The organism is Streptosporangium sp. NPDC000239, assembly GCF_040300765.1.
Lineage (GTDB): Bacteria > Actinomycetota > Actinomycetes > Streptosporangiales > Streptosporangiaceae > Streptosporangium.
This window is the reverse complement of record NZ_JBEPEI010000006.1, coordinates 225,655-244,884: the sequence shown is the minus strand read 5'-3', so window position 1 is coordinate 244,884 and position 19,230 is coordinate 225,655. Positions and strand designations below refer to the sequence as shown.

17 protein-coding genes are annotated in these 19,230 nt (G+C 70.3%); 8 read left to right on the top strand and 9 right to left on the bottom strand.

What is annotated here, in order from left to right; genetic code table 11:
• Positions 1–21: 21 nt before the first annotated feature.
• Positions 22–798, bottom strand: a complete 777-nt coding sequence (locus ABT340_RS18305) for a L,D-transpeptidase (protein ID WP_352011935.1) — start codon at positions 796–798, stop codon at positions 22–24.
• Positions 799–888: 90 nt separating this feature from the next.
• Between ABT340_RS18305 and ABT340_RS18300 the strand changes: the two genes are divergently transcribed.
• The gene (locus ABT340_RS18300; RefSeq protein WP_352011934.1) at positions 889–1,575 is read left to right on the top strand and encodes a response regulator; all 687 of its coding nucleotides are present in this window, start codon (positions 889–891) and stop codon (positions 1,573–1,575) included.
• Positions 1,572–3,359 carry a sensor histidine kinase gene (locus ABT340_RS18295; RefSeq protein ID WP_352011933.1) on the top strand — a complete coding sequence of 596 codons (1,788 nt, stop codon included), beginning with the start codon at positions 1,572–1,574 and terminating at the stop codon, positions 3,357–3,359. Before ABT340_RS18300 ends, ABT340_RS18295 begins: the two co-directional genes overlap by 4 nt.
• A gap of 122 nt (positions 3,360–3,481) precedes the next feature.
• On the opposite strand, the gene ABT340_RS18290 is transcribed toward ABT340_RS18295, so the two are convergent.
• The 4 genes from ABT340_RS18290 to ABT340_RS18275 are packed head-to-tail and all read right to left on the bottom strand — an operon-like array spanning position 3,482 to position 8,318.
• Positions 3,482–4,249 carry an SDR family NAD(P)-dependent oxidoreductase gene (locus ABT340_RS18290; protein ID WP_352011932.1) on the bottom strand — a complete coding sequence of 256 codons (768 nt, stop codon included), beginning with the start codon at positions 4,247–4,249 and terminating at the stop codon, positions 3,482–3,484.
• Entirely contained in the window at positions 4,246–5,085 is an 840-nt protein-coding gene (locus tag ABT340_RS18285; RefSeq protein WP_352011931.1) for an aldose 1-epimerase, read from the bottom strand. Before ABT340_RS18285 ends, ABT340_RS18290 begins: the two co-directional genes overlap by 4 nt.
• Complete coding sequence (locus ABT340_RS18280) at positions 5,082–6,902, bottom strand: ABC transporter permease (protein WP_352011930.1); 1,821 nt, start codon at positions 6,900–6,902, stop codon at positions 5,082–5,084. Before ABT340_RS18280 ends, ABT340_RS18285 begins: the two co-directional genes overlap by 4 nt.
• Before the next feature lie 15 nt (positions 6,903–6,917).
• Entirely contained in the window at positions 6,918–8,318 is a 1,401-nt protein-coding gene (locus tag ABT340_RS18275; protein WP_352011929.1) for an extracellular solute-binding protein, read from the bottom strand.
• Between the two features lie 276 nt (positions 8,319–8,594).
• Between ABT340_RS18275 and ABT340_RS18270 the strand changes: the two genes are divergently transcribed.
• Positions 8,595–9,755, top strand: a complete 1,161-nt coding sequence (locus tag ABT340_RS18270) for an ROK family protein (protein WP_352011928.1) — start codon at positions 8,595–8,597, stop codon at positions 9,753–9,755.
• A gap of 243 nt (positions 9,756–9,998) precedes the next feature.
• Positions 9,999–11,138, top strand: a complete 1,140-nt coding sequence (locus ABT340_RS18265) for an ROK family protein (RefSeq protein ID WP_352011927.1) — start codon at positions 9,999–10,001, stop codon at positions 11,136–11,138.
• Between the two features lie 97 nt (positions 11,139–11,235).
• Here ABT340_RS18265 and ABT340_RS18260 read toward each other — a convergent pair whose 3' ends face one another.
• The 4 genes from ABT340_RS18260 to ABT340_RS18245 form a co-directional block, all read right to left on the bottom strand.
• Positions 11,236–11,790, bottom strand: a complete 555-nt coding sequence (locus ABT340_RS18260; RefSeq protein ID WP_352011926.1) for a hemerythrin domain-containing protein — start codon at positions 11,788–11,790, stop codon at positions 11,236–11,238.
• Positions 11,791–12,074: 284 nt separating this feature from the next.
• Positions 12,075–13,031, bottom strand: coding sequence for an MBL fold metallo-hydrolase (locus ABT340_RS18255; protein WP_352011925.1), 957 nt, complete (start codon positions 13,029–13,031; stop codon positions 12,075–12,077).
• 29 nt (positions 13,032–13,060) lie between these two features.
• Complete coding sequence (locus tag ABT340_RS18250) at positions 13,061–14,146, bottom strand: mandelate racemase/muconate lactonizing enzyme family protein (RefSeq protein ID WP_352011924.1); 1,086 nt, start codon at positions 14,144–14,146, stop codon at positions 13,061–13,063.
• A complete protein-coding gene (locus ABT340_RS18245; protein ID WP_352011923.1) occupies positions 14,143–15,285 on the bottom strand; it encodes an alpha/beta fold hydrolase in 1,143 nt (380 codons plus the stop codon). Before ABT340_RS18245 ends, ABT340_RS18250 begins: the two co-directional genes overlap by 4 nt.
• 179 nt (positions 15,286–15,464) lie before the next feature.
• Here ABT340_RS18245 and ABT340_RS18240 point away from each other — a divergent pair, with 179 nt between their 5' ends.
• The 4 genes from ABT340_RS18240 to ABT340_RS18225 all read left to right on the top strand — a co-directional run bounded on the left by ABT340_RS18240 (position 15,465) and on the right by ABT340_RS18225 (position 19,223).
• A complete protein-coding gene (locus ABT340_RS18240; protein ID WP_352011922.1) occupies positions 15,465–16,121 on the top strand; it encodes a peroxiredoxin-like family protein in 657 nt (218 codons plus the stop codon).
• A gap of 233 nt (positions 16,122–16,354) precedes the next feature.
• A complete protein-coding gene (locus ABT340_RS18235) occupies positions 16,355–17,617 on the top strand; it encodes an ABC transporter substrate-binding protein (RefSeq protein WP_352011921.1) in 1,263 nt (420 codons plus the stop codon).
• Positions 17,614–18,417: an ABC transporter ATP-binding protein gene (locus tag ABT340_RS18230; RefSeq protein WP_352011920.1), complete on the top strand. Its 804-nt coding sequence runs from the start codon at positions 17,614–17,616 to the stop codon at positions 18,415–18,417. The genes ABT340_RS18235 and ABT340_RS18230 overlap by 4 nt, the downstream gene beginning before the upstream one ends.
• Positions 18,414–19,223, top strand: a complete 810-nt coding sequence (locus ABT340_RS18225) for an ABC transporter ATP-binding protein (protein WP_352011919.1) — start codon at positions 18,414–18,416, stop codon at positions 19,221–19,223. Before ABT340_RS18230 ends, ABT340_RS18225 begins: the two co-directional genes overlap by 4 nt.
• The last annotated feature ends 7 nt before the right edge of the window (positions 19,224–19,230 follow it).

Here is a 19,230-nt window from a genome sequence, read left to right as displayed (position 1 = left end):
CTGTTCATTTCGAGTCGGGCCTCAGCCCCGTACGACGACCGGAGTACCGATCGCCAGGTTCTTCGCCATCCAGGTGATGTCGTCGTCGCTGACCCGGACGCAGCCGTGACTGGCCCGCGTACCGATGGCCGAAGGCTTGTTCGTCCCGTGGATCGCGAGCTGCCCCGGGCCGCCCGCGAAGCTCCTCAGCACCGGTGAGAAGCCGCTCAGCCCGAAGGCGTAGGCGCCGTAGGCCCCGTCCTGGTCGACGGGCCTCACCAGCTCGGTGAGGAAGTACCGGCCCGGCGGCGTCGGTGTGCCCGCTTCGCCCGTCGCGACCCTGCCCGTCCTGACGGCCCTGTCCCCGTCGTAGACCGTGAACCCGAACGCCCCGCGATCGATCTCCACCCGGTGGGCGGTCTCCGCGAGCGTCACGTCGGCGGCCTTGATCCAGCCCTTGCTGCCGTTCGGCCGGATCGGCAGCAGTACCTGGAGCCACTCGCCCTCGTCACGTTCCACCAGGAATACACGCGTCGCGCCGTAGTCGTTGGGGCTCGTGATCGTCCTCGTCCGCGCCCCCTCCTTGGCTCCGTAGACCGTGATCCGGGATCCCCTGACGCTCGCGATCTTCGAGCTGACACCGCCCGCCGGTCCGGGCCGTGTGGCACGGCTCACGTCGCCCATCGGCTCGGACCGTGTGGCACGGTTCACTCCGCTCGCCGTTTCCGGCCGTACGGCGCTGCTCGTGTCGCCCGCGCAGCCGGTCAGCAGGAAGGCGAGTGCCGCCGCGGCGGCCGTGCGAAGCAGGTTGGTTCTCACCTGCCGCAGCTTGGCGAGAGAATGTGTGAAACCTGTTTGGTTGTCATGCGAATCCCATATGCACCCCCGGCAGGGGCATAACCTCGGCCCATGTGCGCGTACGTGCTGGTCGCCGAGGACGACCCCAAGCAGGCCGAACTGCTCAGCCGGTATCTGGAGCAGGAGGGCCACGAGGTCCTCGTCGTGCACGACGGTCGTTCCGCCATCGACGAGGCACGGCGGACGGATCCCGGCCTCGTGGTGCTCGACGTGATGATGCCGAAGGTCGACGGGCTGGACGTCTGCCGGGTGCTGCGTGCCGAGTCCGACCTGCCGATCCTGATGCTGACCGCCAGGTCGACCGAGGACGACCTGCTGCTGGGACTCGACCTCGGCGCCGACGACTACGTCGCCAAGCCGTACAGCCCGCGTGAGCTGATGGCCCGCGTGCGGACCCTGCTGCGCCGCACCGGGAGGTCCCACGGCGCCGACCGGCAGGTGTTCCAGGCGGGCGACCTCCTCGTGGACCCGGTCAGGCACGTCGTCACCTCGGCGGACACACCGGTGGACTGCACACCCGTCGAGTTCCGGATCATCGAGACGCTGGCCGCCGAGCCGGAGCGGGTGTTCACCAGGAAGCAGCTGCTTGAGCGCATCCACGGCTTCGACAGGTTCATCACCGAACGCACGGTCGACGTGCACGTGATGAACCTGCGCAAGAAGATCGAGCCTGACCCGCGCCGCCCGGTCCGGCTGCTGACCGTGTACGGCGTCGGCTACAAACTGACCCGCGCATGAGGTCGTTGTTCGCCAGGTTGCTCACGAGTTCCGCCGTCGTCGCGGTCTGCTCGATCACGGCGACCGCGTGGCTGGCCGCCAGCAGCACCTCCGGCGCCATCCGGCAGGAGCAGGGCCAGACGCTGGCCAGCGACGCCCGGATCAACAACAGCCTTCTCGGTTACGCCTCCCGTCACTCGGACTGGTCGGGCGTCGCCACGACCCTGCGCGACCTCGCCGCCCAGAACAACCGCCGTATCGCGCTGGTCACCGAGAACGGCGCCCTCATCGCGGACTCGGCGGCCACCGGGACCGCGCTGCCCGCCAGGGTCTCGGCCGTCGTCGACCCGCTGGCCGTGGACGTGACCCTGGTACCGGAGGCGGCCAAGGACCGTATCGACCCACGCGCGGTGGGTCCTTTCCTGCTGTCGGCCCGTGATCGCGCCCGGCTGAGGAAGGCCGCCGACACCTACGCCGCCTGCGCGGGCCGCACCGGGCAGGCCGTACGGGTGGACGTCTCGAACTCCGGCAGGCCCGTCGTCACGCCGCTCGGCCAGGGGGGCGGTCGGGAGCCGACCCCGGCGCCGAGACCGGCCCCGACCGAGGCTCCCACCGTGATGGGCCCCTGCGACGCCACCGCCCTCAGCAGGCCGACGCGCAGCGAGAAGACCGCGCTGAAACAGCTCAACCTCCTGGTCGGCAGGTGTCTCAAGGGCAAGAGCGAGGAAAGGGGCTCGGTCGGCCTCGACCTCACCTGGGTCTCCCAGGAGAGACGGCCGGCCGCCGAACCCGACCAGACGATCTCCTCCTGCATCGTCACCGCCCGCAGGCAACAGCTCGATCCCTACGTCGCCCCCGCGGCGTACCTGTACATCGGCTCCCCCGCCGAGGGCTCCGGCCAGCGCATCCCGCTGCCCTCGATCGCCGGTGCCGCCCTCCTCGTGCTCGTGCTGACCGTGGGCGTGAGCGTCATGGCGGCCAGACGCCTGGTCAGACCGGTCAACGCGCTCACCCACGCCGCGCAGCGGATGCGCGACGGGGACAGCTCCGCCCGCGTCACGGTCAGGACCACCGGCGAGATCAGCGAGCTCGCCACGGCGTTCAACGAGATGTCGGAGCACCTCCAGCTCATGGAGGAGCAGCGCAAGGCCATGGTCAGCGACGTCTCCCACGAGTTGCGCACACCGCTGAGCAACCTCAGAGGCTGGCTGGAGGCCGCCCAGGACGGCGTCGCCGAGCTGGACCCCGCGCTGATCGCCTCACTGGTCGAGGAGACCCTGCTGTTGCAGCACATCGTCGACGACCTCCAGGAGCTCGCCCTCGCCGACGCGGGCAAACTCCGTCTGCACGTCGAACCCGTCCACCTCGGCGACCTTCTCGACCAGGTGGCCACCGCCCACCGTGGCCGGGCCGAGGCCGCCGGGCTCACGCTGACCACGACGGTCACCGGCGACCCCCCGCTGACCGCGGATCCGGTACGGCTCCGCCAGGCCGTCGGCAACCTGGTGACCAACTCCCTGCGCTACACCCCACGTGGCGGGCACATCACGCTGGGCGCCCGTCAGGACGGCGACCAGGTCGTCGTCGAGGTGACCGACACGGGGATCGGGATCGGCGCCGAGCACCTCCCCCATGTCTTCGACCGGTTCTGGCGGGCGGAGAAGTCCCGTAACCGCCAGACCGGCGGCAGCGGGCTCGGACTGGCCATCGTGCGCAACCTGGCCGAGGCGCACGGCGGCACGGCCACGGTCGCCAGCGTGCCGGGCGTCCGCACGACGTTCGCCCTGCGTCTTCCGTCGCGGTGACACCGCGCCGCCGGGGGCGTACGCGGCGCCCGTGGCTCCCGGATCCGAGTCCCCGGCGCCGCCTGCGCCATGCCGCTCGTTGTCCGCTCGCTTGCGCCGCTCCTGGAAAGCCTCCGCCGCTCCTAGAAGAGGGTGAATCCGCCGTCGATCACCACCACCGAGCCCGTCATGAAGCTGGAGGCCTGGCCTGCCAGGAAGACCACCGCCGGGCCGAGTTCCTCAGGCAGGCCGTACCGCTTCATCGCGGCGGGCTCGACGCACCATTCGCGGTACTCCGGCTGGTCCACGGGGGACGCCTCGGTGAGGATGTAACCGGGGGCGAGCGCGTTGACCCGTATCCCGTACGGTGCCCACTCGGCGGCCAGGGCCTTGGTCAGCTGGTGCACCGCCGCCTTGGAGGCCAGATACGCGGGCTGCCACCGGGGCCGGTTGACGATCATGGCCGACATGGAGCCGATGTTGACGATGCTCCCGCCGCCCCGCTCGGCCATCCGCGCGCCGACCGCCTTGCTGCAGTACCAGACCCCGTCCAGGTTGGTGGCCAGCACCTCGCGCCAGAGCTCGTCGGGGGTGTCCAGAGCCGCCCGGCCGATGCTGATGCCGGCGTTGTTGACCAGTACGTCGATCGGGCCGAGCCGCTCGCCGACCAGCTCGACCATCCGATCGACCTGGACCGGATCGGTCACCTCAAGACCGACGGGCAACGCGGTGATCCCGGACGCCTGGAGCTCACCGGCCGCTCGCTCGGCGGCCTCGACGGTGCGGGCGGTCACCGCGACCGCCGCCCCCGCCTCACCCAGTGCCTGGGCCAGGGCCCGGCCGATGCCACGGCTGGCTCCGGTGACCACGGCCACCTTGCCCTGCAACGAGAACGAATCCAAGACGGTCATGTCGTCTTCCTGTCGGTTGGCTGTCGTGCGGTCCAGTGCAGCGTCATCGAGAAACGCAACGGTGCTCCGGGCTCGACGATCTGGTAGTGGTCGGTGTTCAGGCCGTTGACCGGCCCGGACAGTGGTTCGACGCAGACGGCGTCGGCTTTGGTCTCACAGACGATCCAGTGACCGGCCGCGCTGGCGACGGTCAGGTCAAACGTGGGCCAGCGAAGGACCGGCGGGCTCGCGACGGCGGTGAAGGAGTCGTCCCACGGCCGCGGGCCGGTGGAGGCGGACAGATGCCGCGGGATGCCGTCCTCGTCACAGACATAGCGCAGACCGGGTTCGAAGCGGTAGGCGAGCTCCGGCCCGCCGTCGATCCTGCGCGCGAACCACGGGTGGAAACCGACGATCGCCGGCATGGCGCGGCGTTCGTTGGTCACCGTGGCGCGTACCGTCAGCGCGTCCGGCGTCAGCTCGAACTCCTGCCGTACGGCGCCGCCGAACGGCCATCGCCCGTCCAGCTCGATGCCGATGGCCGCGCCGACGGCCGCTCCGAGGGTCGCGGTGCCGTCGACGGTCCAGGGGCGGTCGAAGACGAGACCGTGCAGGGCGTGCGGGGCGAGGTTCGCCGGTACCGTCCACTCCCGCCCGGCGAAGGTGAACCGGGCCCCTTCCAACCGGCCGACGAACGGCGCCATCAGGAAACTGCCGTACATGATCCGGTCCAGGCCGGCGGGGCCCGCGCCACCGGCGCCCAGCAGCTCCGCGTCGCCCACTCGCAGGGAGGTCAGGCGGCCGCCGTCTTCGGGGTCCACCCGGACGGCGGCGGCCCCGGCGGTCAGTTCGATCATTTGACGCTCCCCGCGGTCAGTCCTCCCACCAGATGCCGCTCGACGGTGATGAACAGCACCACGACGGGCACCGTCGCTATCAGCGAGGCGACGAAGAGGTATTGGTAGTTGGTCTGGTTGAGGCCGACCAGTTGCTGGATGCCGACCGGCAGGGTGACCCGCTCATGGGTCGGGTCGTTGAAGACGGTCAGCGAGATGACGAACTCGTTCCACACCTGGATGAAGGTGAAGACCAGCGCGGTCACCAGCCCCGGGCGCACCACCGGCAGCATGATGCGCAGCATCCGGCGCATCGGCCCGAGCCCCTCCATCATGGCCGCCTCCTCGATCGCGAAGTCGACGCCGGCGAACTGACCGTTCATGATCCAGGTGACGAAGGCGAGGTTGAACGCCGCGTTGACCACGACGATCGCCCAGTACTGGTTGACCCCGTCGACGTAGACGACCTCCTGGTAGATGCCGACGACCAGGGCGACCGGGGCGAGGACCTGCGTGATCAGCACAAGGTTCAGGAAACCGGTCCTGCCGGTGAACCGGTTGCGAGCGGTGTAGTACGCGGCCGGCACCGCGATCACCATGACCAGCGCGGTCGAGGCGGCCGCGATGATCAGGCTGTTGCGCAGCAACATGGTGAGCGGCAGCACGTCCCACACCTTCACCCAGTTGCTCCACTCCCAGTGCTGCGGCAGGTAGGTGGCGGGCACCGCGTAGAGGTCGGCGCCGTCCTTGAACGAGGCCAGGAACATCACCGCGTACGGGGCCAGGAAGAACGCCGCGACGACCAGCCCGGCAAGCGGCAGCGCCACCGGGCGCACCCGCCGCCACACCCCCCGGTCCGCCCGGCCGGGCGCCACCACCGGGACGGGGCCCGCCGGAGGCCGCCGGCTCCATCGCCGGCCCAGCCGCTCGGTCAGCGCCGCCCAGGCGCGGCCCAGCCACGTCTGCCGTTCCTTGTCACCGTTGACCGCACGCAGGTACAGCAGCACCACGACGATGAGTATCAGGACGTTGAACACCGAAAGCGCGGCTCCCTCCCCGGTGTTCAGCTGCTGCCGGAAAGCGATCTTGTACGCCCAGGTGAGGGTGATGTCCGAGAAGTTCCCCGGGTTGCTCCCGGTGATGACCCAGATCACCGGGAACGAGTTGAACACGTAGATGGTGACCAGGATCGTGGCGATCACCAGGGCCGGGCGGAGCAGCGGCAGGGTGATGTATCGGTATGTCTTCCACGGCCCCGCGCCGTCCAGCTTTCCGGCCTCGTACACCTGCGGATCGATCGCCTGCAACCCGGCCAGCAGAACATAGGTGGTGAACGGGATGGTCACCACGATTCCCACCCCGACCACCGACCAGAAGGCGTACCGGGGATCCTGGTACCAGCCGATCGGCGCGCCGATCACGCCGAGGTCCATCAGGAACCGGTTGACGATCCCGTTGCCGCCTTCGAGCATGTACCGCCACACCGTCGAGGTCATCACCAGCGAGGTCGCCCACGGCACGATCAGCGCCCAGCGCACCAGGCGCCGCCCGAAGAACCGCTTGTTCAGCAGCTGTGCCAGGCCGAGCGCGGCGACGATGGACACGCCGACCACGAGCAGCACCCACACCACCGTGTTGCTCAGGACGTTGACCAGCGCCGGTTCGGCGAGCAGGCGGCGGTAGTTGGCCAGCCCGGCGAACCCGTGGCTCACCCCGGTCTCGTCGGTGAGCTGCAGCGACGTCCACACCATGCGCAGTGCGGGCAGCGTGATCACCGCGATGATGAGCAGAACGCTCGGCGAGATCCAGGCCAGCGACCGCCATGTGCGGTGCCGCATCCTCGGTGTCACGGCTCAGCCGCCGTTGCCCTGCGTCGCCGCGGTCTGGACCTGGTCCAGAACCGACTTGGTGTCCGCACCGGGGGTCAGCGCGGTGCCGAGCTGCGCCTCAAGGGTGCCCTGCGCCTTCGGGAAGCCGGGGTCGGTCGACGGGTAGAACTTCGCGATCGGCAGCAGATCCAGGTACGGCGCGAAATCGGGCTCGTCCTTCAGGGCGGCGGACGCCGTCTTTGTGGTAGGCAGGAAGCCCTGGCTCGTCAGGAAGCGCACGTAGTTGTCGGTCTGGTAGAAGAAGTTCAGGAACTTCGACACGGCCTCCGTGTTGCCCGGGTTCTTGAACGACACCAGATAGTCCTGCACCCCCAGGGTGAACGGCTTGGTGCCCTTGTTCACCGGGATGGGGGCGATGCCGTAGTCGACGGTGGAGTTCCACTGCTTGAACAGGCTGGGGGCGAAGCTCGCACCCATGATCATGCCCGTCTGGCCGTTGGCGAACGGCCGGAAGACCCCGTCGGTGCGGTTCGTCTGACCCGGGTTCGGCTGTGTCACCTGGTAGACGTTGGCGAGGCAGCTGAGGAAGTTCAGGCTCTCGACGTTCCGATCGCTGCTGACGCTCCACTGGTCGTTCGACTTCCAGTCGCCGCCGTTGGACCACATCCACAGGGACCACTCGCCCTGGTTCTCCTCGCCGCCCAGCGGCAGGCCGTACCCGGTGTACCCGGCCGCCTTGATCTTCTGCGCCGCGGCCACCAACTCGGCCCAGGTGGCCGGGGGCTTGTCGATCCCGGCCTTGGCGAAGATGTCCTTGTTGTAGAACAGCGCGCGGGTGCTGGCGATCAGAGGCAGGCCGTACTGGCTGCCCTTGTAGAAGCTGTTCTCCTTGAACGACGGGATGAAGTCGTTCCCGACCTCCGGGGAGACCAGTGAGTCGATCGGCTGGAGCAGTCCGTTCGCGGCCCATCCGGAGAACTTGTTCTGGTTGAGGACGTCCGGATACTGCTTGGTCTGGATCATCGTGCTGACCTGCTGGTCGATGTTGTTCCAGTCGATGATCCGGATGTTGACCTTGTATCCCGGGTTGGCCGCCTCGAACTTGCCCGCGAGGTCCTTCCAGTACGCCTCGGTGGTCCCGGTGTAGGCGCCGCCGACGAAGTTGATGGTCTTGCCGCTCGCCGCGGTCTTGGGCAGCCCGGTTCTGAGCGACGCCTGCTGGACGTGGAGGCTCCGGCCGTCTCCGCCCGGCCGCTTCGGCGACGCGCCGGCGCCGGCCGCCGCCCCACTCGTGATCTTGTCGCAGCTCGCCTGGTCGAGGGCGGCCCCTGAGGCGGAGGGGCCACCCGCCGCACAACCCGTGGCTGCCAGCACCGTGCACGCACTCACCAGCGAGAACAGCTGAGCCCTGCGCCTTACTCTCATGTCACACCGTTTCCTGCTTGAAGCTCTACCTCGCCGGGGGTGGATCAGAGTCGCGAGGTTAGTTAAGGGTAACTACATACCCACCCCTGTCAATAGGTTTCGGTCTGCCGTATTAGATGGTTTAGGTGTCAACACATCAGGTAGATCGTTTGAGTTACGGATCCATGTCGCCCTCACCCGAACCGGTATGTCAGAATCCCGTACATACCTAGTGAGAGCGGTAGTGCGGTGTGGCCACCTAGCGAGACCCCCCGGTTCGGGCAGCCGACCGTCCTGATGACCGCGGTCAAGGCCGGGCGCGTCAACCAGGGCCGGGTACTGCAGGCGCTTCACGACCTCGGTCCGCTGTCCCGGGCCGATCTGGCCCGGTTGACCGGAGTCAGCCGGGCCACCATCGGATCGATCGTGCAGCCCCTCCTTGAGGGAGGGCTGCTCGTGGAGGGCGAACCACAACGCGGCGCCGCCCCCGGCGGCAAGCCTGCCCGTCCGCTGTGGTTCGCTCCGGACAGCCCGCCCCTGGCCGCGGTGCACCTGGTGCCCGGCTGGGTGGAGGCCGCGCTGGTGAGGGCGGACGGCGGGATCCTGGCCGTCGCCAGCGGGCGCTTCCGGGCCACCGCCCCCGCCGCCACGGTGGTCGACTGCGTGGTCGACCAGCTCAACGCGGTCCTCGCGGGAAGCACGGCCCGGGCCCTCGGCGTGGGCATCGCGGTCGGCGGCATCGTCGAGTCGACCAGCGGAACCATCGTCGCCTGCAACCTGATGCCGGAGCTCTCCGGCCTTCCGCTCGGCCCTCTGGTCTCCGAGCGGATCGGCCTGCCGGTCCACCTCGATCTGCACCCCCGGGCCCAGGCCATAGGCGACCGCTGGTCCGGTCCAGGCCGAGGCGAACAGTCCTTCGCCTCCATCTACATCGGTGAGGCGATCGGCGCGGGCCTGTTCCTCAACGGCGCCATCCACTGCGGACCCGCCGGGGCCGGCGGCGAGGTCGGGCACACCGTCGTGGACATCCGTGGACGAACCTGCCGATGCGGCCAGCGCGGCTGCTGGGAGACCGTCGCCACACGCGACTGGCTGCGCGAAGAGGCCGCCCGGCTGCGCCTACCGGCCGCGCGGGCGATGACCACGGCGCTGCTGGCCGGCCTGTCGGCCGCGGGCGACGCCGACGCCAGGGAGTTGTTCGAGCGTTACGCCCACAACATCGCCCTCGGTGTGGTGAACCTGCAGCAGATCCTCGCCCCGGGCCTGTTCATCCTGCACGGCGACGTGACCGCCGGTGGCGAGGCGCTGCGCGGCCGCGTCGAGCGGCAGGCACGCAGCCGCCTTCCCGCGCGGTCGGCGGCCGGACCGCAGATCACCTTCGGCCCTGCTCATGACCGCACCACCCTGCTCGGCGCAGCCGGTCTGGTGCTGTCCCGATCCTTCCCGCTCGTCGGCTGAACCCGCGCCCGGAGGAGGAGCACATGCCAGCGATCACGTGTCACAACGGCCACCGGCGCGAGCCGTATATTGAGGCGGGGGAAAGATCACGCACGACCACGCCCTGCCTGGGCGCGCCGCATTGGGTATTCCGTCTGGATCGAGAGGGGCTGTAGCGTGCCGTCGGATTGGACGCGCCCGGAGACACCTGCTCCGCCGCCCCGGCCTTACTCACCGCTGATCTCCCCGAACACGGTCAGCCAGGTGAACCGCGCCCGGGTGCTGCAGGCGCTCTACGACGTCGGCCCGCTGTCCCGCGCCGACCTGGCCCGGCTCACCGAGGTCAGCCGGGCGACGATCGGCTCCATCGTGCAGCCGATGATCGACAGCGAAATGCTGGCCGAGGGCGACCCCCAGCCCAGCAGCGCGGCCGGCGGCAAACCGTCGCGCCCGCTGTGGTTCTCTCCCAACAGCCCTCCCATCGCCGCCGTCCACCTGCTGCCCGGACACGTCGAGACCGCGCTCGTCAGCGCGGGCGGCACGATCCTGACCACGGCGAGACGCGAGTATCCGGCGGACACCCACGACACCGGCCTGGTCGTCGGCGCGGTCGCCGACGCGCTGGAGGAGCTGTTCGCCCCGAACCGGCCGGCCGCCCTCGGCGTGGGCATCGCGGTCGGCGGCATGGTCAACACCGACAGCGGCACCATCGTGCAGGTCAACCTGGCTCCCGGTCTGGCGGGCCTGCCGCTCGGCCCGCTCATCGCCGACCGCACCGGCCTGCCCGTCTACGTCGACCTGCACCCGCGCGTCCAGGCTCTCGGTGACCGCTGGTTCGGGCAGGGACGCGGCCTGTCCACCTTCGCCTCGCTCTACGCCGGAGAGGCGCTCGGCGTGGGACTGGTGCTGAACGGTTCGGTGCACCGCGGGCCCGGCGGCGCGGGCGGCGAGATCGGGCACAGCATCGTGCAGGTCGACGGCCTCCCCTGCCACTGCGGTCAGCGCGGCTGCTGGGAGACCATCGCCACACACCGCTGGTTACGCGAGGAGGCGGCCCGGCTCAATCTGCCCTCGGCGCCCACGTTGACGGTCGGGCCGCTGACCCGCCTCGCCGCCAAGGGCCACCCCGGGGCGGCGCAGCTGTTCGACCGGTACGTCGACAACCTCGCCGTCGGCATCACGAACATCCAGCAGATCCTCGCCCCCGGCCTGTTCATCCTGCACGGCGACGTGGTCGCGGGCGGCGAGGCGCTGCGCGGCAAGATCGAGCGGCAGGTACGTCAGCGCACCGCCGCCCATCCGGGCAGCCAGCCGCAGATCGCGTTCTCCGCCCTGCACGACGACTCCACCCTCCTCGGCGCCGCCGGGCTCGTGCTCTCCCACTTCCTCCAGCTCACCCCCTGAGGCGGCCTCCCGGGACCGGACCCACGAGGACGGCCGCGCGCCGTACGGCCCGCGGCCGTCGGGAAGCCGTAGGGGGCACGGACCGTTCGCCGACGCCTCAGCCTCCGAGGACGGCGAGCAGTTCGTCCTTGGTCATGGAGCCGTAGCCCTCGACGCCCTTCTTCCTGGCCTGTTCGACCAGTTCCTCCTTGGTGCGGCCCTTCGGCCTGGGCGGCTTGGCGAGTTCCTCGGCCTTGGCCTGGCTGAAGGCCCGGCCCATCGCGGCCAGCCTGTCGGCGGAGAGGGCCTTGGCCATGGCGGGGAGGATGTCGCTCTCCTCCTCCTCGACGTGGTGCTCGACCGCCTTGACCAGCCGCTCCAGCGCGGTCGTGAACTCCGGCCGGTCGGGGTCGGCCTCCATGAGGGCGGCCAGGAGCTCCTCGGCCTCGTGGTGTTCCCCGATCCCGTGGCGGACCTCGCCGCGCTCACCGGGATCTGCCTCGGCCAGTTCGGGGTAGACCCTGGTCTCCTCGGCTCGGGCGTGCGCGACGAACTTCGCGGCCAGCTCCGCCACCAGGGCGGGCCGGTTCTCCGGCTGGCTCCTCAGCCTCTCGAAGATCGTCTCGACGTCGCGGTGGTCGGCCATGATCAGCTCGATGACGTTCTGGGGCATGTTCGTCTCCTCGGTCTCAGGAACGGGCCCTGGCGGACACCCGGCGATCGGCTTTCTTGATCGCCTCAACCGGCTCCGCCCCTACCCGCCGTCGCCTCCTGAAACCTCCGGAACCCGGCCACGCGGTGTGCTCCTTCAGACGGCGGTCCACGTGCTCCGCCGCGGACTCGGCCGGGTCCGCGGCGGACCGCCGTCTCCTGAGGCCGGACGTACCGGCACCCTCACGGGCCACGTCCCAGGTCGTGACCGGACGGGGTGCCGGAGTCCGACCGGCCGGGCGGCGCTCAGCCCGTGAGGCGGTCCCAGACCTGGCGGTCACGCTCCGGGGTCCAGATGCCGGGGGCCTGTCCGTCGAGCTCCTCCCAGGCGCGCCAGGTGTCGAAGACCATGGCGTGCTCGAAGACCGGCATGCCGCCGTATACGGGCAGCAGGGCCTCGCGGGCCGCCACGTACGCCTGTTCGACCGTGCCGCCGCCCTCCTTGACCTTCTCCACGGCGGTCATCAGCGTGCTGAGGAAGTCACGGGTCAGCTCGACGGCACGCTGGGAGGCGGCACGGTCATGGGCGATCTCGCCGCGTCCGCCCACCAGGATCTCCACGTCGAGGGCCTTGACCCGGTCGAGCGTGGTGGTCATCCACTCCCGGTGGTAGGCGTCGCCGGTGTAGACGGCCGAGCCGTTCTCCACCAGGTCACCCGCGAAAAGGACCTTCGACTTGGGCACGTAGGCGTAGATGTCACCGGAGGTGTGCGCGTTGCCCGCCCAGGCCAGTTCGACGGTGCCGCGGTCGCCGCCCAGTTCGATCGACATGTGGTCGTCGAAGGTGAGGGTCGGCCAGGTCAGGCCGGGGATGGTCTCGTGACCGGCGAACAGCCTCGGCATCCGGCCGAACTCGACGTCCCAGTCCTCCTTGCCGCGCTCGACGATGAGCCGCCTGGTCTCGGTGTGCGTGATGATCTCCTGCGCGTCGAACCCGGCGGCACCGAGCACACGTACCGCGTGGTAGTGCGACAGGACCAGGTACCTGACCGGCTTGTCGGTGTGCTGACGCAGCTGCGCGAGCCAGCGCCTGGCCATCACGGGGGTGGCACGGGCCTCGAAACAGACCAGGAAGTCCTCGCCCTCGATGGCGCCCACGTTCGGGTCGCCGCCCGTGGTCAGGGCGTACACGCCGTCGGCGAGGACCTCCAGGATCTCGGGCTTCTCCTCGGTGTCGCCGGTGGAGGCGAATGGCTTGGACACGGTGTGCTCCTTCTTGTCGTGGTGGTTCGTCAGGCGTGCCGGAGGCGGTCCAGCGCGGCGCCGTCCCACAACATCCCGTGGCCGGGGCGGTCCGGCGGAGCCGCCACACCACCGCTGACCGGCAGGGTCTCGGCGAGCACCTCGTCGATCAGCGGGAAGTGCTCGACGTAGGCGCAGTTGGGTACGGCCGCCGCCAGGTTGATGTGCAGCTCCGGCAGGAAGTGGGGGGTGAGCACGGCGCCGAACACCTCGGCCACCGCGCTGATCCGCAGCCATTCGGTGACGCCCCCGCACAGCGGCACGTCGGGCTGGAGCACGGACGCGGCGCCCTCGCGCAGGTAGTTCGCGAACTCGTGCCGGCCGTGCAGGTGCTCGCCGACCGCGACGGGGACGCCCTGACGGGCGGCGAGCTGGGCGTGCCCCGCCAGGTCGTCGGAGGGCAGCGGCTCCTCGATCCAGTAGACGCCGAGGTCGTCGAGGCGGCGGCCGAGCCACACCGCGGTGGGCAGGTCGAGCCGCTCGTTGCAGTCGACCATGATCCGCAGGTCGTCGCCGAGCGCCTCGCGTACGGCGCGCACCCGCGCCACGTCCTCCTCGGCGCGGCGGGCGCCCACGCGCAGCTTCACCGCGTCGTAACCTTCGGCGACGTACCGGCGGGAGCCCTCGATCAGCTCGTCCACCGTCATCGCGTGGGTTGAGCGGCCGCTGCCGTACACCGGGACGGTGTCGGTGTGCGCGCCGATGTAACGGTAGAGGGGCAGCTCGGCGCGGCGGGCGCGCAGGTCCCACACGGCGATGTCGGCGGCCGAAAGCGCGGGCAGCGCGACGCCCCTGCCCAGCCTGCGGGTCGCGGCGGTGATCTCGTGCCAGCGGCGCGGCCAGGCGTCGAGGGGGGTGCCCTCGGCCATCTCCTTGACCAGGCCGGTGAGCAGGGCGTACAGGGCTTCGGCGCCGCCGGTCAGCGCGTAGGTGAAGCCGGTGCCCGTGGCGCCCTCGTCGTCGGTGAGGGTGACGTGGAGCAGGTCGACCCGGGTGGCGCCGGAGCCGCCGCGTCCCGCGCCGAGCGGGACGCGCACCCAGGCCGTGCTCAGGTCGGCGATCGTCGGACGGTTCACAGGACCTTTCCAATCCAGCCGATCAGGGCGTCGGCCATGACCGCGGTGAGCTCGGGCTGGCCGTTGAGGTAGTGACGGCCGCCCTCCACCGCGGTGAGTGTCTTGTTGTCGTGCGGCACCGCCTCGTACAGCTGGCGGGCGTGGGAGGGGAAGCACGCCTGGTCGGCGGTGCCGTAGATGACGTGCACGGGGACGTCCACGGTGGCGAGCCGGGCGGGGCCGTCGCCGTTGGAGGTGCGGATGGACCACTGCGACAGCCATGAGCGCAGGCTGGTCAGGTGGCCGAGGGTGGTGGGCCGCAGGTTCGCCTCGTAGGGCTCCCCCCACAGGGTGCCCGGCGCGCGGTCGGACGGGTCGATGGACAGGTCCACGTTACGCGGGTCGGCGCAGGTGGCGTGGATCCTGATGGGCAGGTCGGTGACCCTGCCTCCGGCGCGCTCGGTGAGCGCGTCGAGCCGGGCGACGACCGCGTCGGTGATCCGCTCGTTGCGCGCCCGCTGCGCCTCGCGGTAGCGGGCCAGCCACTCCTCCCGGTACGGCGGGCCGTTGTGCGCGGCGAACATGTCGAGTTCGGGGTCGCGGTCGAAGGGGTCGTCCTCGTCGCGTACCGCGGGGTCGAGCCATTCGACGAGAAGGTTGGCCCGGCCGGGGTGGGCCATCAGCATGACCAGGGCGTCGGCGGGCGGCAGGTGGGCCTTGGTCAGGTCGGGGCCGCCGCCGTAGGGCGCGGAGGTGATGGTGGCGTTGCGCGCCTGCTCCTGGTAGAGGGCGACGAGCCCGCCGCCGCCGGAGTTGCCGACGAGGACGACCTTCTCGTACCCCTCGGCGCGCAGGTGGCCGACGACGGAGGCGATGTCGAGTACGCAGTTCTCCAGCAGCAGCACCGAGTCGTTGCCGAGGTAGCGGGTCGTCATGGCCACCGCGTCGACCCCGCGCTCGGCCCACGCCCCGAGCGCGTAGTGCCCGAGGAAGTTGGAGGAGGGGTGGACCACCACCACGGCGGTGTCGGCGCGCCGGCCGGGGTTCGCGCGGACCCGGGAGCACCACAGCACTCCCGCCATCCGGGCCACGCCCGAGTAGACCTCCGAGGCCGCGGCCGCCGTCCCGATGGGAACGGTGAGCAGCTCCCGCTCAGCCATGTCCTGACCACCTCACCCGCGTTCGATTAACGGTTACTGTCACCATATATCGGTATCGCTCACCCTAGCGCACACCCTCACGTCTTGACAGGGGCGCGACCGGGTTCCGAGGATGCACGTAACCGAAGTGCACAAAAAACGAACATCGCAACCGAATAACGGTCAAGGAGTTGGCGCCGGTGCAATCGCTCAACGAGATCCTCGCGGCCAAGGCCGCATCGGTCCAACGGCCCGAGGAGGCCAAACGCGCCATCAACGAGGCGTTCGCCGAGATCGAGGCCGCCGGCCTCGTCCCCGGGGTGAAGGTCGGAGAGCAGGCGCCCGACTTCACGCTGCCCAACGCGGTGGGAGCCAAGGTACGGCTCCGCGACCGGCTCGCCGAGGGACCGGTCGTCCTGATCTTCTATCGCGGTTCATGGTGCCCGTACTGCAACCTTGAGCTGGCCGCCTACCAGGCGGCCCTGCCCGAGTTCCGTGAGGCGGGGGCACGGCTGGTGGCGGTGAGCCCGCAGCTGCCCGACGACGCGCTGTCGATGCAGGAGAGGCACGACCTGGCCTACGACGTGCTCTCCGACGCCGACCAGGAGGTCATGGCCGCCTACCGGGTGCGGTTCGAGCTGCCCGAGGAGATCAAACCGCACCTGCTGGACGTCACCGCGGCGGCGCTGGCCCGCCAGCAGCCCGACGGCCGCTGGAGCCTTCCCGTGCCCGCGACGTTCGTGCTCGACCCCTCCGGCGTGGTGCGGGCCCGGCACGTGACGATGAACTACCGGACACGGATGGAGCCCGCCGACGCCCTGCGGGCCGTGCGCGAGATCCGCGCGTCCGCCGGCTGATCACCTCCCCTCCCCCGGGGCGGTGAGACGGCCGTTTCACCGCCCCGCATCATTCCTGTTGCCGTTCGGCCACCCTCTTGACACACCAGATGGGCCACAGCACGATAGTCGAACGGTTTAACCGAATATCGGTTGCGGGCCGTTCTCTCCCCATCGACCACAACGTGATCTCTACTGCCTGCGGCCACGCGTTTCCGACGGACGCGGACCCGTACCGGCACGAAAGGGGACGCATGCCATCCCACACGCTCCGCATGGCCGCCGCGCTGGGCGCCGCGGCTCTCGCCATCACCACCGTGACCGCCTGTTCCACCAAGGCGCAGACCAGTTCCGACACCTCCGGTGGCATGCCCACGGGGCCTGGTGTGGACGGCTCCACGATCAACCTGGGTCTGCTCACCGACGTCACCGGCCCGTTCGCCGCGATCGACAAGCAGCAGAACCTGGGCGTGAAACTCTACTGGGACGCCAAGAACGCCGCGGGCGGCGTCTGTGACGGCCGCAAGGTCAACCTGGTGACCCGGGACCACGGATACGACCCGCAGAAGGCGGTGTCCCTGTACTCCGACCTGTCGCAGCAGGTCCTCGCCCTGCAGATCACCGTCGGCTCGCCCACCACGCTCGCCGTACTGCCCAAGCTGGAGCAGGACCGCATGCTCGCGGTGTCCATGGGCTGGTCCCCCAGCGTCAAGGACAGCGAATCGATCATCATCCCCGGCACCACGTACGACATCGAGATGGTGAACGCGGTCGACTACCTGATCGAGCAGAAGAAGCTCGCCAAGGGCGACAAGATCGGTTACATCCACCTCAAGGGCGACTACGGCGAGCCCGGCCTGGCGGGGGCCACCTTCGCCGCCGAGGCCAACGGCATCTCCGTGGTCAGCCAGCAGATCGACCCGACGGTCAGCGACCTCTCCGGGCAGGTCAAGCAGATGGCCGGGGAGGGCGTCAAGGCGCTGTTCCTGAGCGCGTCAGGACGGCAGGTCTCCTCCGCGGTGGCCGTCGCCGACGTGGAGGGCCTGGACGTGCCGATCGTGGCGGCCTCCCCCGGCTTCTCCCCCGAGTCGCTGACCACCGGCGCGGGAGCGGCCATGGAGAAGAACATGCTCGTGGTCAGCTCCGCCGCGCCGTTCGCCGGCGAGGGCCCCGGCCCCGAGCAGGTCAGGAACCTGTACGCGAAGTCCGGCGAGAAGTCGATCACACCCAGCCTGTGGGTGACGCTCGGCTACGCGGCGTCGAGCGTGATGGACCAGGCCATCACCCAGGCGTGCGAGAACAAGGACCTCACCAGGGAGGGCCTGGCCAAGGCCTTCCGGCAGAAGGGCGTCTACGACACCCAGCAGACCACCGTGCCGCTGGACTTCTCCAAGCCGGGCGTCTCGCCGTCCACCAAGACCTTCGTCATGAAGCCGTCCAAGAGCGCCGAGGGCGGGCTGGAACTGGTCCAGAGCGGCTACACCGGTCCGGACACGGCGAAGTTCCAGGCGCGATGACCGCTCGGGCCACAGACGATCCGCTGCTCTCGGTGCGCGGCCTCGGGGTCCGCTACGGGGACGCGGTGACCGCCCTGCGGGACGTCAGCGTGGACGTCCCGCACGGCGGCATCGTGGCGGTGCTCGGCAGCAACGGCGCGGGAAAGTCCACGCTGCTGCGCGCCGTCTCCGGAGTGCTGGCCGGCCAGGCCGGCCGGATGACCGGCGGTGAGATCACGTTCGCCGGCGCCCGCATCGACGGTGTGGGCGCCGAGCGCCGGGTCAAGTCCGGCATCGTGCAGGTCCCCGAGGGACGTCGTGTGTTCGGCCGCCTGACCGTCGAGGAGAACCTGCGCGCGGGCAGGTACGGCAACCCGAAGGGCAGGCGGCCCGGCGACCTGGAACGGGTGTACGAGCTGTTCCCCGTGCTCGGCGAGCGCAGGGGGCAGACCGCGGGCCTGTTGTCCGGCGGCGAGCAGCAGATGCTGGCCATCGGGCGGGCCCTGATGGCCGAGCCCCGGCTGCTGCTCCTGGACGAGCCGTCCCTGGGACTCGCGCCCAAGATCATCGACAGGATCGTGGACCTGCTGCGCGAGATCCACAGGCAGGGCACGGCGATGCTCGTCGTCGAGCAGAACGCGGCGGTGGCACTGGAGCTCGCCGACCACGCGTACGTGCTCGCCGTGGGCGAGGTGGCGATCGAGGGCCCGGCCGAACGCCTGCGCGGCGACGACCGGGTGCGCCGCCTGTACCTGGGAGGAGAGCCCGACGAGGAGGACGCGGCCACGATTCCCGCCGAAGCACAGGGAGGGACGGCATGACGGCACCCGGAGCCCGCCTGCAGGTCAGCGACGTCACCGTCAGGTTCGCCGGGGTGACGGCGCTCGACGGGGTCACCTTCACCGCCGAACCCGGCACGATCCACGCGGTGATCGGCCCGAACGGAGCGGGCAAGTCGTCCCTGTTCAACGTGCTGTCCGGGATCTACAAACCCGCCCGGGGCAGCGTGCTCGTGGACGGCGGCGAACTGGTCGGGCTCGCCCCGCATCGGGTCACCGGCCTGGGAGTCGGCCGGGCGTTCCAGAACGCGTCCATGTTCGCGGGGCTGACCGTGGAGGAGAACCTGCTGCTCGGCCGGCACCGGCTGGGCAGGGGCGGGGTGTTCGGCGCCGGGCTGCGCCTTCCCCATGCCCGCCGCTCCGAGCGGGAGGCCAGGGCCAAGGTACGCGAGGTCGCCGAGTTCCTCGGGGTCGACCACCTGCTCGCGCTGCCCGCGGCCGAACTCCCCTACGGCGAGGCCAAGCGGGTGGACATCGCACGCGCCCTGGCCACCGAGCCGCGGCTGCTGCTGCTCGACGAACCGGCGGCCGGCATGCACACGCACGAGAAGATCGCCGTCCGCGACACCATCCGCAGGATCGCCGCCGAACAGCGGATCACGGTCCTGCTGGTCGAGCACGACATGGGGCTGGTGATGGGCATCTCCGAGCAGGTCACCGTGCTCGACTTCGGTCAGGTCGTGCTCACCGGGCCGCCCGACCAGGTGACCGCGCACGAGGCGGTCATCGCCGCCTACCTCGGCAGGGCCGCAGAAAAGGAACGTTCCGAGTCCGAGCCGCCATCCTAGGAGCCGG

Coding starts and splice junctions, on each gene's coding strand:
- ABT340_RS18300 (WP_352011934.1), top strand. CDS start 889: ATGTGCGCGTACGTGCTGGTCGCCGAGGACGACCCCAAGCAGGCCGAA.
- ABT340_RS18295 (WP_352011933.1), top strand. CDS start 1,572: ATGAGGTCGTTGTTCGCCAGGTTGCTCACGAGTTCCGCCGTCGTCGCG.
- ABT340_RS18290 (WP_352011932.1), bottom strand. CDS start 4,249: ATGACCGTCTTGGATTCGTTCTCGTTGCAGGGCAAGGTGGCCGTGGTC.
- ABT340_RS18285 (WP_352011931.1), bottom strand. CDS start 5,085: ATGATCGAACTGACCGCCGGGGCCGCCGCCGTCCGGGTGGACCCCGAA.
- ABT340_RS18280 (WP_352011930.1), bottom strand. CDS start 6,902: ATGCGGCACCGCACATGGCGGTCGCTGGCCTGGATCTCGCCGAGCGTT.
- ABT340_RS18275 (WP_352011929.1), bottom strand. CDS start 8,318: ATGAGAGTAAGGCGCAGGGCTCAGCTGTTCTCGCTGGTGAGTGCGTGC.
- ABT340_RS18270 (WP_352011928.1), top strand. CDS start 8,595: ATGACCGCGGTCAAGGCCGGGCGCGTCAACCAGGGCCGGGTACTGCAG.
- ABT340_RS18260 (WP_352011926.1), bottom strand. CDS start 11,790: ATGCCCCAGAACGTCATCGAGCTGATCATGGCCGACCACCGCGACGTC.
- ABT340_RS18245 (WP_352011923.1), bottom strand. CDS start 15,285: ATGGCTGAGCGGGAGCTGCTCACCGTTCCCATCGGGACGGCGGCCGCG.
- ABT340_RS18235 (WP_352011921.1), top strand. CDS start 16,355: ATGCCATCCCACACGCTCCGCATGGCCGCCGCGCTGGGCGCCGCGGCT.
- ABT340_RS18230 (WP_352011920.1), top strand. CDS start 17,614: ATGACCGCTCGGGCCACAGACGATCCGCTGCTCTCGGTGCGCGGCCTC.
- ABT340_RS18225 (WP_352011919.1), top strand. CDS start 18,414: ATGACGGCACCCGGAGCCCGCCTGCAGGTCAGCGACGTCACCGTCAGG.